The 14366-nt window shown below is 46.8% G+C and carries 16 protein-coding genes; 13 read left to right on the forward strand and 3 right to left on the reverse strand.

Translation table 11 applies throughout. From position 1 onward, the window contains the following. Positions 1-39: 39 nt before the first annotated feature. Positions 40-984 (reverse strand): phosphate/phosphite/phosphonate ABC transporter substrate-binding protein, encoded by a 945-nt coding sequence (locus ACDE64_RS08190; RefSeq protein WP_411345987.1) that lies wholly within the window; start codon positions 982-984, stop codon positions 40-42. 242 nt (positions 985-1226) lie between these two features. Here ACDE64_RS08190 and ACDE64_RS08195 point away from each other — a divergent pair, with 242 nt between their 5' ends. From ACDE64_RS08195 to ACDE64_RS08220, 6 genes are all read left to right on the forward strand, one after another. Next, the gene (locus ACDE64_RS08195; RefSeq protein ID WP_411349642.1) at positions 1227-3194 is read left to right on the forward strand and encodes a bifunctional 2',3'-cyclic-nucleotide 2'-phosphodiesterase/3'-nucleotidase; all 1968 of its coding nucleotides are present in this window, start codon (positions 1227-1229) and stop codon (positions 3192-3194) included. 257 nt (positions 3195-3451) lie between these two features. Further along, a complete protein-coding gene (locus tag ACDE64_RS08200) occupies positions 3452-4012 on the forward strand; it encodes a DUF1572 family protein (protein ID WP_411349643.1) in 561 nt (186 codons plus the stop codon). A gap of 2 nt (positions 4013-4014) precedes the next feature. Beyond that, positions 4015-4257, forward strand: coding sequence for a hypothetical protein (locus ACDE64_RS08205; RefSeq protein ID WP_411345990.1), 243 nt, complete (start codon positions 4015-4017; stop codon positions 4255-4257). A gap of 36 nt (positions 4258-4293) precedes the next feature. Next, a complete protein-coding gene (locus tag ACDE64_RS08210; RefSeq protein WP_411349645.1) occupies positions 4294-4698 on the forward strand; it encodes a DUF2500 domain-containing protein in 405 nt (134 codons plus the stop codon). A 2-nt stretch (positions 4699-4700) separates the two neighbouring features. Next, entirely contained in the window at positions 4701-5204 is a 504-nt protein-coding gene (locus ACDE64_RS08215) for a DinB family protein (protein ID WP_411349646.1), read from the forward strand. Positions 5205-5523: 319 nt separating this feature from the next. Beyond that, positions 5524-6117 carry a cupin domain-containing protein gene (locus tag ACDE64_RS08220; RefSeq protein WP_411349647.1) on the forward strand — a complete coding sequence of 198 codons (594 nt, stop codon included), beginning with the start codon at positions 5524-5526 and terminating at the stop codon, positions 6115-6117. Between the two features lie 335 nt (positions 6118-6452). Here the strand turns inward: ACDE64_RS08220 and ACDE64_RS08225 are convergent, their stop codons facing one another. After that, positions 6453-6671, reverse strand: a complete 219-nt coding sequence (locus ACDE64_RS08225) for a hypothetical protein (RefSeq protein WP_411349648.1) — start codon at positions 6669-6671, stop codon at positions 6453-6455. Next, positions 6617-6970, reverse strand: a complete 354-nt coding sequence (locus tag ACDE64_RS08230; protein ID WP_411349649.1) for a sigma factor-like helix-turn-helix DNA-binding protein — start codon at positions 6968-6970, stop codon at positions 6617-6619. Before ACDE64_RS08230 ends, ACDE64_RS08225 begins: the two co-directional genes overlap by 55 nt. A 396-nt stretch (positions 6971-7366) precedes the next feature. Here ACDE64_RS08230 and ACDE64_RS08235 point away from each other — a divergent pair, with 396 nt between their 5' ends. The 7 genes from ACDE64_RS08235 to map all read left to right on the forward strand — a co-directional run bounded on the left by ACDE64_RS08235 (position 7367) and on the right by map (position 14360). Next, on the forward strand, positions 7367-8809 hold the full coding sequence (locus ACDE64_RS08235; RefSeq protein WP_411345996.1) for a serine hydrolase: 1443 nt from the start codon (positions 7367-7369) through the stop codon (positions 8807-8809). 715 nt (positions 8810-9524) lie between these two features. Beyond that, positions 9525-10262: a glycerophosphodiester phosphodiesterase gene (locus ACDE64_RS08240; protein WP_411349650.1), complete on the forward strand. Its 738-nt coding sequence runs from the start codon at positions 9525-9527 to the stop codon at positions 10260-10262. A gap of 310 nt (positions 10263-10572) precedes the next feature. Next, the gene (locus ACDE64_RS08245; protein ID WP_411349651.1) at positions 10573-11082 is read left to right on the forward strand and encodes a DUF2062 domain-containing protein; all 510 of its coding nucleotides are present in this window, start codon (positions 10573-10575) and stop codon (positions 11080-11082) included. A 106-nt stretch (positions 11083-11188) separates the two neighbouring features. Further along, the gene (locus ACDE64_RS08250) at positions 11189-12328 is read left to right on the forward strand and encodes an FUSC family protein (RefSeq protein ID WP_411349653.1); all 1140 of its coding nucleotides are present in this window, start codon (positions 11189-11191) and stop codon (positions 12326-12328) included. A gap of 64 nt (positions 12329-12392) precedes the next feature. Then, complete coding sequence (locus tag ACDE64_RS08255; protein ID WP_411346000.1) at positions 12393-12833, forward strand: MarR family winged helix-turn-helix transcriptional regulator; 441 nt, start codon at positions 12393-12395, stop codon at positions 12831-12833. Between the two features lie 83 nt (positions 12834-12916). Further along, positions 12917-13249 (forward strand): four-helix bundle copper-binding protein, encoded by a 333-nt coding sequence (locus ACDE64_RS08260; protein WP_411349655.1) that lies wholly within the window; start codon positions 12917-12919, stop codon positions 13247-13249. A 367-nt stretch (positions 13250-13616) separates the two neighbouring features. Further along, positions 13617-14360: a type I methionyl aminopeptidase gene (gene map, locus ACDE64_RS08265; protein ID WP_411346002.1), complete on the forward strand. Its 744-nt coding sequence runs from the start codon at positions 13617-13619 to the stop codon at positions 14358-14360. Positions 14361-14366 lie beyond the last annotated feature (6 nt).

Raw genomic sequence — 14366 nt, forward strand, 5'->3', positions numbered from 1 at the left:
ATGCTTGATGGTGGTAGGTGCTATCAACGCTATACAGAATTATTGTGCCTGACCGACTTCTTTGGCATATTCACGAACCGGATCAAAGTTTTTGTCATCGCCTTTTTCGTAACCGACGTGGGTATAGATTTCTTCGATAACTTTTTGTCCTTCTGGATCATTGCCGATATCGATAAACGCCTGACTGATTTTATCTCTCCATGCTTGATCCATGTCGGAACGGACGCTGATCGTATCGTTTGGAATCGGTGCGGAGAAGTGCAGGACGCGCGTCTGGTCAAATACGTCCGGTACGTCTTTTTTCACAGTGTTGCGTGCATCTTGGAACACCGCAACTGCATCCACCTGACCGTTCAATAATGCCATAACAGCAGCGTCATGACCTTTGATCGTTACACCTTGTACATCGGTATCTGGATCAACGCCAGCTTGTTTCAGCTCCGCAGCCGGGAATACATAACCAGCGGAAGAAGTCACATCCTGCCAGCCGACTTTTTTGCCTTTCAGATCTGCTAGCGATTGAATCGGTGAATCCTTTTTCACCAGAATCATCGATTTGTAGTAATTCACTTTATCGGTAGTCGGTTGACCAGTTTCATCGTTCACGCCATAGCGCTGCGCCTGCAATAGCAGATCGGCAGCTTTACGATTGTCATGTGCGAGTACGTAAGCGTTGGGCGGCAGGAAGCCGACATCGACTTGTTTGGAAGCCATCGCTTCTACAATCGTATTGTAATCTGGCGATACGGATACACTAACTGGAATGCCGAGCTTGTCGCCGAGCAGTTTTTCCAGTGGTTTGGCTTTGGCTTCCAGTGTTTCGGCATTTTGAGATGGAACGAATTGTACTTTCAATTCTGTCGGCACATAGGCGGTACTGCCGGCAGCGGTGGAGTTTGCGGATGTGGAGCTATTGCCTCCGCATGCGGTCAATCCAGCCGCTAGAGCCAGAGTCATGCCGAGTGCTACTACTTTTTTGAACAACTTGATTTCCCCCTAGGATGTAATAAAATAATGAAACTATGTAATGCGTGAACCATGTTGTCACAGTCACAATTCGTATTCTACCAGCGTTCGAAAAGCGAAGGGTCAAACGTACCGTTGATTTGTGTTAGAAAACTGTAAAATAGCCCCAGTATAGAAATAACATTGTTTACACTGTTCTGATGTTCATATGGTACGGTTAGCCCGTTTGATGGAATGATAGATAGAAAGGAAGTATACATGTGAATTCAGCTTCTTTTATACCAAAATCGTTGACACAGCAGTCTTCTTCGTCCGGTACATATGCCTTACGAATTATGGCGACTACCGATCTCCATGTGAGTCTAACTGGATATGATTATGATCGTGATCTGGAAACGGACAGTATGGGATTGTCGCGTACAGCAACGTTGATCCATGCAGCGCGGTCGGAATGTATCAATCATATCTTGCTGGATAATGGTGATATTTTACAGGGGAATCCGCTCGGTGATTATGCAGCAGCTGAACGGTACTGGCAGGATGAGCAGACTGGTGAAGGCGTTCATCCATTCATTAAGCTCATGAATATGCTTCAGTATGATGCGGCAACTGTCGGCAATCATGAATTCAATTATGGATTGGATTATCTAGAGCAGTGTCTTGCCGGGGCAGAGTTCCCTTATACAAATGCCAATGTGTATCGTGTGCAGGAAGGGAAGCCGCAGACGTTGTTATCGCCGTATCTTCTACTCCATCGCACGTTAACTAGTACACAGGGACAAACCTCAGAGCTACGAATTGGCATCGTTGGTGTGGTGCCGCCGCAGATTATGAATTGGGATCGTAGTCATCTCGAAGGTTGTGTATATGCAGCGGATATGGTAGAAGCAGCGAGCGATGCAGTAACTCAGGTAAAGCAAGCCGGAGCGGACATCGTCATCCTGCTGGCACATTGCGGATATGCCGAGGAAGATTCACCAGCTATTGGCGAAAATGCGGTATTGCCGCTCAGCCGGATACCGGGTGTAGACGCGATCATTTTCGGACATGCACATAAGGTGTTTCCAAGTGAGGAATTCGCCGGACGTCCCGGTGTTGATTGGCAGCAAGGGCACATCCATGGCATTCCTGCTGTTGAGCCGGGCGTATGGGGGAGTCATCTCGGAATCGTCGATCTGGAGCTGATTGCCGAACAGAGTGATCAAGGGCTGTGCTGGCATGTACAGCATAGTAAAGGGCATGTGCGCGCACTTGTGAATCCATCCAGCGAGGCATCTGGTGCACGCGCTCCGATCCAGCCAGACGCTTCGCTGGAACAGGCGGCGCGGGAAGCCCATGAACGTACATTGCAGTATATTCACACGCCTGTCGGTGAACTGCTGCAACCGCTGCACAGTTATAGCGCCTTAGTAGAAGATTCAGCGGTAGTGCAGCTTATTAACGATGCCCAGACCGAAGCTGCTGCTGCGCTGCTGAATGATACGCCATACGCCCATTTACCGTTACTGTCGGCGGCTTCTCCGTTTAAGACAGGTGGACGTTATGGTCCGACGCATTATACCGATATTCCGGTCGGATCGCTGCATCTGCGGCATATGTCGGACATTTATAGTTATGCCAATACATTGTGCATCGTACGCGTGAGTGGAGCGGAGATCAAGGAATGGTTGGAATGGTGTGCGGGACTATACCATACGATTGTACCGGGGAAAGAAGGACAGGAATTGATTGATCCGGCATTTTCGCCGTTTCAGTTTGATGTGATCGATGGGCTGGAGTATGTGATTGATGTAAGTCAGCCACCGCGTTATGATGTCGAAGGTAATATGTTGAATCCTCATAGTTATCGAATTGTACAGCTGACATATCGCGGGCAACCGTTGGAGAAAGAAAGGATATTCGCTGTTGCGACCAATCATTATCGCGCGTATTCGACTGCCCTTGTCAATCCTGATGGTCAACGTGTTATCGTAGATGCTGGAATCGAGAACCGAGAGGTATTAACCGAATATATTCGGCAGCGCAGCAGCATTGCTCCGATTGCAGATCATAACTGGCAATTGGTATCGTCAAATGTGAGTACAACGGTCGTATTTTCGTCTTCTCCACAAGCACGTTATCAACTGGAAAAGGAATCATCCATTGCGTGGATCGATGAGCAAGATAACGGATTTGCCCGCTATGCTTTTATTTTAAAACCGTTTTCTCACTCTTCATGTGCAAAATAGTGATCAGCTGAATGGAACATCTTCCGATCAGCAGCGAGATTTGACAATATCAACCTGTTAAAAAGCACTTCAGCCCTTTCATGGCATGAAGTGCTTTTCGACATGAAATAGGGCACAGCGATGCTTGTATCGTCATGCTGAAACACGTATGATTAACAGTAAGTTTTTCGGTTGTAATATCAGGAAAAACTGTAAGCACAGTGAGGAATATTGATTACGGATCTTTACATATCTATCCTATGATGAGGTGAATGCTCATGAGCCAGCAACCTGCAATACTGGACAGTATTATCAAACAGTTTATGTATTACCGTACATTGGGCGAAAAGGCGATGCGTCAGCTGGAGCCGGAGCAATGGTTTGTATCGCCTAATGAAGATAGTAATAGCATCGCTGTCATTGTGAAGCATTTGCATGGCAATATGCTGTCGCGCTGGACGGACTTTTTGACCAGCGACGGGGAGAAGGAATGGCGTAACCGGGATGATGAATTTGAAGAAGATACCGCAGATCCAGAGCAGGTATGGCAGCGCTGGCAGCAAGGCTGGGATTGTCTCATTCAGACGCTGGAGCATATGCAGCCGGAACAGTTGGAGCAGATTATTTATATTCGCAATGAAGGGCATACCGCGCTGGAAGCTATCAATCGTCAGCTCTGTCATTATCCGTATCATGTCGGTCAGATCGTATATATTGCCAAAATGCTCAAACATGGTAGCTGGGATAGTCTGTCGATCCCGAAGCGCCAGTCGAACGATTATAATGAAAAAAAATTTGCCGCACCGCCGGTACGACGTCATTTTACGGAGGAAGTCTAAGAATGAGCAAATGGAATCAGCTATGGAACAAGAAACAGGATGCCGAGGTGATCGAAGCACCGACGTGGGATATTCAATTAACCGATGATGAGAGTCAGCCGCTGCGCTTGCAGTTTGACAATCAACGCGAGTTGCAAAAGTTTATTTTGACATTAACGGTGGAACAGCTGCTGGGCGCGCAGATCTATGATCCTGATCAGCGTAGTATGCCAGGCAAGCTGTATGTATATCATGTGTTTGAATAAGCAGGAGGTGTTGGTACAAGAGGAGGCGATACAGATATGAACGATTCCATCGGAGACTGGATGGGCGATGGAATGATAGGCGGTTTGCTGGATTTATTAGAGGATGCGCCGCTTTATTTTGTCATTCCATTCGTTGTTGTTCTGCTGATGCTAGTAAGTCTGTTCGTGATTGGCTTTGTGCAGACGCTTACGCAGTGGCTGCGCAATCGCTCGCAGGATGTGTTGACCGAACCCGTCATCGTGAGTGGCAAGCGCCAGCATGTAAGAGGAAGCAGCAATAGCAGTGCATCTACATACTATTATATTACTTTTGAAAAGCAGGATCGTTCGCGTGTCGAGCTGGAAGTGCCGGGGGAAGACTACGGCGTCATTGCCGAAGGGGATAACGGTCAGCTGACGCATCAGGGCAGCTGGTTCAAAACATTTGAAAGGATCGTGTAGCAATGAACATGTTATTTGAGTACAACTGGCAAGTGCGTCAGGATTGGTTTGACTGGTGCCGCGAATTGCCAGAGGAAGAATTGCTACGCGAACGCGTTGGCGGAATGGGCAGTTTTTTGAAAACGTTATTTCATATTGTGGAAGTGGAATATAACTGGATGACCGATCTGAAGCAGCAGGTGCATCCGTCTTATTTTGACGAATCCTTTGAACAATATCGTTCGCTGGTTCAAGTGGAAGAATTGTCCCGACGTCTGCATCCACAAGTGGCAGAAGTGGTATCTCATTGGCACCCGGAGCTGGAAGACCGGGAATTGCAAGATTCTGGACCAGATGGTCAAGTAGAAACGCATACGTATGGCGAAGTGATACGCCATGTTATTGCGCATGAGATTCATCATATTGGTCAATTGTCGATCTGGGCACGTATGATGGATCGCAAGCCGGTTACTGCGAATCTGATCCGCCGCGGTCTAGGTCATAGATCGCCTGAGACGAATCAATGATGATGTAGAACGATATGCCGCTGCGGCTATCTTTCCATGAAGTCATAACGGGGGAAGTGGTAACATGCTAAAGTAACTTGTATGATCTTGCTTAGTATACAGCATGTTAGCACAGCAGAACTTCCCAAGTTGCTTGCCATACATGCTATATTGATCATAATGTTATAAAAAAGTTTGCCTGACTGGTTGTACGTTTCTAGCCCCCATTACCATACTAGTGCAGGAGCGAAACGACAGCAGCATACGATCCGGGAACGATCGGCTGCTGAAGGTTCCCTTTCCTTCCTGACATGATGATAATCGAAGGGTGGACATCACAATGGCAGGATCACCAAACTTAAAATTCAACACACAAGGAAACGTACTGTTTCGCCGCAATGCTGACAATGTAGGTTATGAGACGAATGTTGGTCAATTACCATCGCTGGAAGGTGTTGCTTCTACCGATCTGTACATGACCAAAGGCAATATTCGTGAACCGCACTGGCATCCCAATGCAGGTGAATACGATTATGTGATCGAAGGCGAACTGGAATTTGTCATCTTTGATCCGATCTACAAACAGCTGCAAAAGTACCATCTCAAACCGCGCGATGTTCTGTACATCCCGCAAGGCTACTGGCACTGGATCGTACCATTGACTGAGAAAACGCATATTCTGGTCGTGTTTAACAACAACGAACCAACTACAGTCGCAGGCTCGGACATTCTGCGCTTTACGCCGGGCGAAGTGATGGAGATGGCATACAGCATGCCAGCTGGCGATTATGAGCAGCTGATCTCCAACATCGACGGTACGATCATCATCGGTCCATCCAATGACGAAACGAACGATACGCTCAAAGTCGGAACCGACACTGACAATGATCCACGTCCACAGGATGACAAAGATAAAGGGCATACACGTAAATAAAACAGCACGAGTTTGCATAGAGAATATAGTAAACCAGATCGTTCCGACCATGCTACATCGGAAAGGTCTGGTTTTTTTACATATCCATCTACATGGGAACGATATTCTGGTTGAAGTGAGATCAGAAATAGAAATGGAAATGGAACGCAGAAGAGTAAATGGATTTTGCACTCCATCCCTATTCAGCCGTTCTATTCAGATACGCAATGACAAATAACAACAGGTCATTCCCATCTATCCCGTTCAATGCTACGCGGGAAATGGTCTGACCTGTTGTCTGATACACATCTTCCTATACATTGTATATGATAGGCTATGGGGCAATACATGGTGAACTAAAATCCGCTTAACACCAGCTCAATTAGCGCCAATTTTAATGCTTGCAATGCATCTTCCGACGGCATGCGAATATACCGGGCAAACTGGATCATATCCGGCTCAAAAAGACGCAGCAGCTTTTCCATCGCTGCCGCGTTTGGTTGTACAGCAGCCTGCTGGATCAATTGGCAGATTGCATCTTCCGACATATCGTTTGTAATGCTTTCTTTTTCCATTTGCTCACCGCCTGTTGGGAAATATGATAGTGTGCAGCTACCTGTTTTTCCGTTAGATCACGGACGAACAGGGCGGTCATGACTTGTTGTTCCATGCCTTCCGGTAACGACTGAATCAATTGCTGTATCCATAAACGACTGTCCGTCTCGTCTGTAAATGGCAGCGAATACGATACGTCATACAATAGCGGCAATTCCCGGTTGATCCGTGTACGGCTACGGTATTGCATCCTCCAGGCAATGCGTCGGAGTTCGGATTTGTATTTCTCATACGTAGGGCTGGATATGGATAACGACATGAGGCATCTCCTTTCGGATGATAAGATCAGTGAAGCTGTGAACGTTCAAAGATAATGGTAATCAAAAAAGGGAAAATACAACTTTATAAATAAAAATTTACATATAATTAAAGCGAAATCGAAGATTGACCGAAAATAAACACAGAACATAATCGTTATCTGAATTTGCGCGAAAAACACAACTTTTGCCGCAGAGATGCGTACAATGATATGGCTGATCTACCGGCATCCGAAGAGGAAGCATGACCGCCGTCCCATCTTTACAATGTTAGAAAGGGTATCTTCCGGCATAGTCTTGCTTCTGCAAAGGCATGACCTCTATAATAGAAACTGCTGTATTCATCGGCGTACGGGCATGGAAACATTGCTACATTGAACTGGGAGGACATCATAGCTATGAAATTTAGAACAAAAGGCCCCGGTCTGGCGTTTGCTACCAAATTGGTCGTTACAGCGGCACTGACCGTATCGGTAGGAGCTGCACCGCATGTGGCACCACAGGTACAGGCGGCATCCAGCGAGAAACCGGCGGTCATTACCATCGGCGGCAAAAGTATCGATTGGTCGACAGCACCCTTTGTCATGAACGGAACGACAATGGTTCCGCTGCGCGAAGCGGCAAAAGAACTGGGAGCACAGGCAACATGGGATGCATCGACGCATTCGGTCGTCATGTACAACAACGGGGACACCATCGTGCATACACCGAATACTTCCAAAATCACATTGGACGGATATTCACTCGATATGCCTGAAGTATCACGCAATGTGTACGGCACGATGATGGTGCCTGCACGCTTTTTGGCAGATGCGTTCAAAGCGAAGCTAACGCTCAATTCCACACCGGAACTGGCAACCATTGAACTTACACCGGATCAAGACACGGTCATGTCCAATTCGGTTAAAAGTGTAGATACGTATTTGCAAAACCAGAACTATTCCGGTCTGGCGCTTGTCGAATACAAAGGTAAAGTTGTCCTGAAAAAAGGATACGGTCTGTCTGGCGTCAACAAAACGACTAGCCCGGACGGCATTTCTCGTATCGCTTCGCTCAGCAAATCCTTTACCGCGTCGTCGGTTATGAAGCTGATTGAAGAAGGCAAAATCAGTCTTGACGACAAGCTGACCAAGTACATCCCAGACTTCCCGCGCGGTGACGAGATTACTGTGCATATGCTGCTTTCCCACACCGCAGGCTTCAACTCCAACTTTACCCGCGGCGAAGGCACGACATTGGAAGATACCGTCAACGAGATCAAAACAAAGCCACTGCGCTTTGAACCCGGAACAACGTTTAACTATAGCAATCAGGGGTATGTATTGCTGGCATATATCGTACAGCTCGTCTCTGGCGAATCGTACGGTCAATACATTCAGCAAACGTTCCTTGATCCGCTGAACATGAAGGATACTGGCGAAGCAACGTCTGCAACCAAAACGATCTCCGGCTTTATCCAAGACAAAAAAACTAGCGATTGGTCAACCGCAGGCTATTACTGGTCCCAATCCGGCACAGGCACATTCTATTCCAGTCTGGATGACATGATGAAGTGGTACAAATCATTTGCCAACCACACCATCCTGAGCCAGTCCACGATCGATAGAATGTTCACGCCATACTCACAACTCAAACCATACGGCTACGCCTTCCTGATCAAAGACGTAGACGGCAAACACACCATTTACCACAACGGCAGCGGCACCGGCTACGCCACAGGATTCACCTACAACCTCGACGACGACGTCATGGTCATCCTGCTCGGCAACCACTACGGAATGGACATGGCAACCATGCTCACCCAAACCCAAACCCTAGCCAACCACGCCCTAGTAAAATAAGCCACACCCAGCCAAAAAAACGCATCACCAAATCACCACCCGATCAATAACCACAGCAAGCCAGGTTCTCCAACCCTGTACCAACAGGAAGAGAACCCGGCTTTTTTAATACAAACAAAACAAATAACACCCCATAATCACCCAACCCAAACCAACCTTAAAGCTATAATCACTCAGTCCAAACCAAACCCAAACCAAAGCGCAAACGAAAAATAAGACTATTCCCCAAAGTATATAATCACTTATTTCACCTACCCAACTTAACCTCTCTAACTACATCCAAGACTACTCAAATCCATAAGGTTCTAATAAACGAATTTTCAACTAATTTAATCTTTTACCTTACTTCCCCCCTCCCCAGTGGAAGTTGGAACTCACTCGCATGATGAAAGCAGCACGGAACGGAGGGAAGGAAATAAGGGGTAAGGACGCCTTTGGAGTGCGGGAATCTTCCTTCTCTCCCTAATCCAAAGATTCCCGCGGCTCCACCGAAGGACGTCCCCTTATTCCTTCCCGAAGTGCTTGCTGCCCCCCCACCCAAGCCCACCCAAGTTCCACCCCCCACCCCCACCCATTTGACATTGCCCAAACATTCCACCATCATAATAAACCATAGCACTACCGATCCAACTACATATCCGCTGCCCCACCCGGCAATCTTCAGCTCAACTGCCGCTCTAAACGCAGCTCAACCCAAAAGGAGGACATTTCCATCATGACCCCAATCATAAACTATGCCCATCGCGGCGCATCTGGCTATTGCCCAGAGAACACAATGATATCGTTCAAAAAAGGACTGGAACTAGGCGCCACCGGTATCGAAACCGATGTTCAGCGCACGAAAGACGGTAAACTGGTACTCATCCACGACGAGAGTGTAGAACGCACAACTGGACAGCAGGGCGAGATCAAAGACCTAACCTATGACGAGATCAGTCGTCTGGATGCCGGTTCGTGGTTTGGTAGTGCCTTTGCCGGAGAGAGGATTCCGCTGTTGGACGAATTGCTGGATTGGGCAGCTCCAACAGAACTCATTCTCAATCTGGAACTGAAAAATAACATGGAAGCTTATACAGGTATGGAGGAGCAGGTGATTGCTGCAATACAGCAACGCGGCTTGTCGGCACGCACGATCATTTCAAGCTTCAACCATTATTCGCTGGCAACATGCAAGCAGCTAGCACCGGATATTCGCACCGGCATTTTATATGGAGACAATCTATATCATCCATGGGCATATGCGCAAAGTGTTGGAGCGGAGGCATTACATCCGTATCATCTATTTCTAACTGAGGAGATTGTGCAACAGGCAGCAGCTCATGGCGTGATCAGTAATCCATTTACGATCAATGAGCCAGAGCGGATGCACAAGCTGATTCAGATGAGTGTAGCTGGCATCATTACCGATTATCCAGATCGTTTGGCGGAATTATTGTCCTCTACAGTGTCCTGATTTCTAAATATATTTTGGATATTTGCATAAATTGTAGCGACAACTATAAACTGAACAAGCGTCGTGTACGTTATATAATGTATACGGCGCTTGTTGTGTTGTTCAAAGCTGTGTTTTTGGTTGTTTTGTGGTATGTTTAAAATCTGTTCCTGCGAGGAAGGAGCATGATTTGGAACGTTTCTGGAATCGCCACTATCGCGCTTCGGATATGCCGACTTGCCAGGTGTAAATTGAAACTTTGCAAGCGTAACAGAAAAAGTTACAATAGGGAGATATCCATGAACAGAGCGCCGCAAATGGGAGACTTTTGATGAAAAAACTACGTTTCGGGCGCTATTTGAAACTGAACACAATCCGCTTACTGCGGCTCAAAAAAGGCTCGCATCAGGTGGCGATCGGATTTGCTGTCGGCTTGATTCCTAGCTGGTATCCGCTGCTCGGCATAGGTCCACTGATCTCACTTGGTTTGAATCGACTAGTAAAAGGCGCTTTGCCAGCTGCGATTTTTGCGGCTTCGCTGGATTCATTCGTCTGGCCGCTGACCTTTTTCCTGAATTATCATACAGGGCATCTGCTCGTTAGTCTGATTAGCAAAGCCAGCTGGCCAACTCGAATGCTGCACATTCAGATACCGAATTGGCCTGAGGATTATATGCAGCCATTGCATGAATCGCATCACTGGCGGGATGCGGGATTGTATTTTGCTACAGGTGCCGCTGTGAACAGCATTGTGTTTGCCATCATTATTTATACTATTATCAAATGGGTAATGCTTCGTTACCGTTTGCCATTACTTCATCTACTGCGCCGTAAAAAATGATTCTTCTTGACGCCAATATGCACCAATACGGGTATTAGTATATACTGCTTCTTCAAACCTATGAACATAACACTACACTACGACTCGGAACAAAGGAGGAACACCCGTGAACTTTGGCGCACGCATGCTCAAAACCGGCATCGCGGTTACGCTTGCTTTATATGTAAGCTCCTGGCTCAATTTAACACCGCCGGTCATTGCGGCAATCGCTGCCATCTTCGCCATGCAGCCTTCGATTTATCGCTCATTCCGCTACTTTTTGGATCAGATTCAGACGAATACACTGGGTGCGATTTTGGCACTGCTCGGCGGGATGGTCTTCTCCAATGACCCGATTGCCGTCGGTCTGATGTGTATCGTCGTCATTATGATCTGTCTGCGTCTGAATATGGGCGATACGATTGGATTGACACTCGTTACCGTTATTTCGGTGATGGAGGTGTCTGGACAAGGACAATGGCAATTTGCCTTGAATCGATTTACGCTCAGTATTATTGGTATTGTATCGGCGTTCTTGATCAATGTACTCGTTGCGCCGCCGAAGCCACTGGAGCAATTCAAGGCGCAGATTCAGAATACATTTAGCACGATGTCGTTGCTGCTGCGCACTGCGGTGTCGGATGAGATCAAAGAAGCTGTCTTTCGCGATGAGAAGCGTGGATTGGATGGCACGATTCAATCCTTGTCTGATAAATACAACCTGATGGAAGAAGAGCTGGGCAAATTGAATCGTCCTTCGCTTACAACGCAGCGTCATCTGGTTGTGAACAAGCAGATGGTTACAACGCTTCGCAAAGGGATGGATGTGTTGACGGCGATTGAACAGCATTATTTTCAGGCAGAACGCACTGCCGAGATCGATGAATATTTCGATTCCCATCTGGAAAAGCTGATCAAATTCCATGAACACATCCTGCTCAAGGCAGATGATAAAATCAAAAACAACGGCAATGAAGCGGCTGAGGTGGAGGCCGCCAACGATAAATTCTTGGATACGATGCTTGAGCGGTATCAGGAAAACTTTGGCGGCGTTCTTCGATTATCGATCGTCGCTGCCGTTATGTATGATTATGGATACCAGCTGGAACGGTTGAATCGCTTAGTAGATCATGTGAACAGCCCCGGCAAGGACAAAGACCATGGACGTCATGACAGCGACACAGAACTGAAAGAAGAATTGGACAAAGACAAACGTACCTCATCATCGCGCAATCCGCGCAACTTTCCATCCTGGCCCTGGAAGTGACTCGCAGGGCCGGGGTCAATACAAGCAAAGCATTACGCATTCGGTTTAAAGGAGATCGAGAGGAATGACAAGTATTCCTTATGAATTGGAACAATCTATCGGCTATAAATTAACCATTGCTTCACGTCTGGCTAGCAATCGTTTGAATCAGCAATTCCGCGATGCCGGATATCCGGTTACGTATGAACAATGGATTCTGGTATCGTATTTATGGAAAAGGGATGGACAGACTCAGAATCGTCTGGCACGACTGTCACGCAAAGATCAGCCTAGCGTCTCGCGCTTAGTGGATAACATGATTCGGCGTGGGATGGTTACCAGAGTTCCACATCCAGACGATCGTCGTACCAATCTGATCTATCTGACCGATTATTGCCGCAGTATCTTGGATGATCTGGCTGCCAAAGCATATCAGACGATCGAAGAGATTTTCAAAGGATTTACAAGTGAAGAACGCGAGCTAACTGTCAAGCTAATCGATCGTATGATCAAAAATATGGATTAATGTATATTCCAGTTTCTGTTAACTTTTTGTCATTCTGGTTAAAAAGAAGATGAGTGATAAAAAATGAACAGGAGGGATATGCAATGATTTCAACGGAAGAAAGACAACGCTGCATCGAAGCTTGTATCCAATGTGTGGAAGCTTGTAACAACTGTTATACGTCATGCTTGGGTGAAAAGGACATTGATATGATGCGGGAGTGCATCCGTCTGGATCGTGAATGTGCCGATATGTGCCAATTTGCGATCAAGGCGATGAGCACGAACAGCCCGTATTTGCAACAAATTTGTGAGCTATGTGCGCAAATCTGTGAAGATTGTGCCAACGAATGCGGCAAGCATCATCATGATCATTGTCAGCGCTGTGCGGAAGCCTGCCGTCATTGTGCAGAGGCTTGCCGCAGTATGGCTGCCTGATTATAATGCCTTACAATGAAACAAGCTTCAGCAAAAACCGGATGGCGGATGTTACCGCAGCCGGTTTTTTGCCGTGTGTATCGGTTTGTTCATACCGGTATATCCGAATAGGGGCAAGGTGTCTAATTACGATCAGGTTATATGGCATTCAAACGATACGGTATACAGAGTGGATAGCGCTGTACTATAACCGTTTACCATTGCACACATGACACAAGCGTGCCATACTGGATAGAATGGGTGAAGCAATAATCAGAATCATTCATACAGCTGCACGCTTCGCTGTCATGATGAATATCGTTGTTGTGCAAATGTTTTAATAATAAGGTATAGTAGAATATGATGTTGATGGTAAAGGAGATTAATCATGATTGCAAAAACTGAGCAAGATATCGAAGGCTTAAAGAAAATTGGTAAAGTGGTCGCTATCATCCGCGACGAACTCAAAAATATGGCACAACCCGGTGTACGTACGATCGATCTGGATCGCCGTGCAGGGGAATTGTTTGAACAGTACGGTGCATTATCCGCACCGAAAGTAACCTATGATTTCCCCGGATTCACCTGTATTAGCATTAATGAAGAAGTGGCTCACGGTATTCCTGGTGAGCGCGTTATTCAAGAAGGCGATATGGTTAATGTAGACGTATCTGGTTCGCTGGATGGTTATTTTGCTGATACTGGCGTATCGTTCGTAGTCGGCAAAGGGAATCCGCAACTGGAAGCGCTATGCGATGCGTCCATTCAAGCATTCGATGCTGCCATGAAAAAGATCAAAGCTGGTTCCAAGCGTAGCAATGCTGGAAAAGCGAGTCATAATACCGCTCGTAAGTTGGGCTTCACGGTAATCACTAATCTAACTGGGCACGGCATCGGTAAAGGACTACATGAAGAACCGGAATATATCCTTAGCTATTATGATCCAACCGATAACGATCTGTGGAAGGAAGGCTCTGTCATTGCCTTTGAACCTTTCGTATCAACTAAAGCTGAAGAAGTGGATGAAAGCAATGACGGCTGGACGCTGAAAACGGCGGATGGCAGCTATGTTGCGCAATACGAGCATACGCTGATTATTACCAAAGGCGAGCCGATCATTTTGACCCGCTAACAACAA

This window comes from Paenibacillus sp. WLX2291 (assembly GCF_046603665.1).
In the GTDB taxonomy this organism is placed as follows: domain Bacteria; phylum Bacillota; class Bacilli; order Paenibacillales; family Paenibacillaceae; genus Saccharibacillus.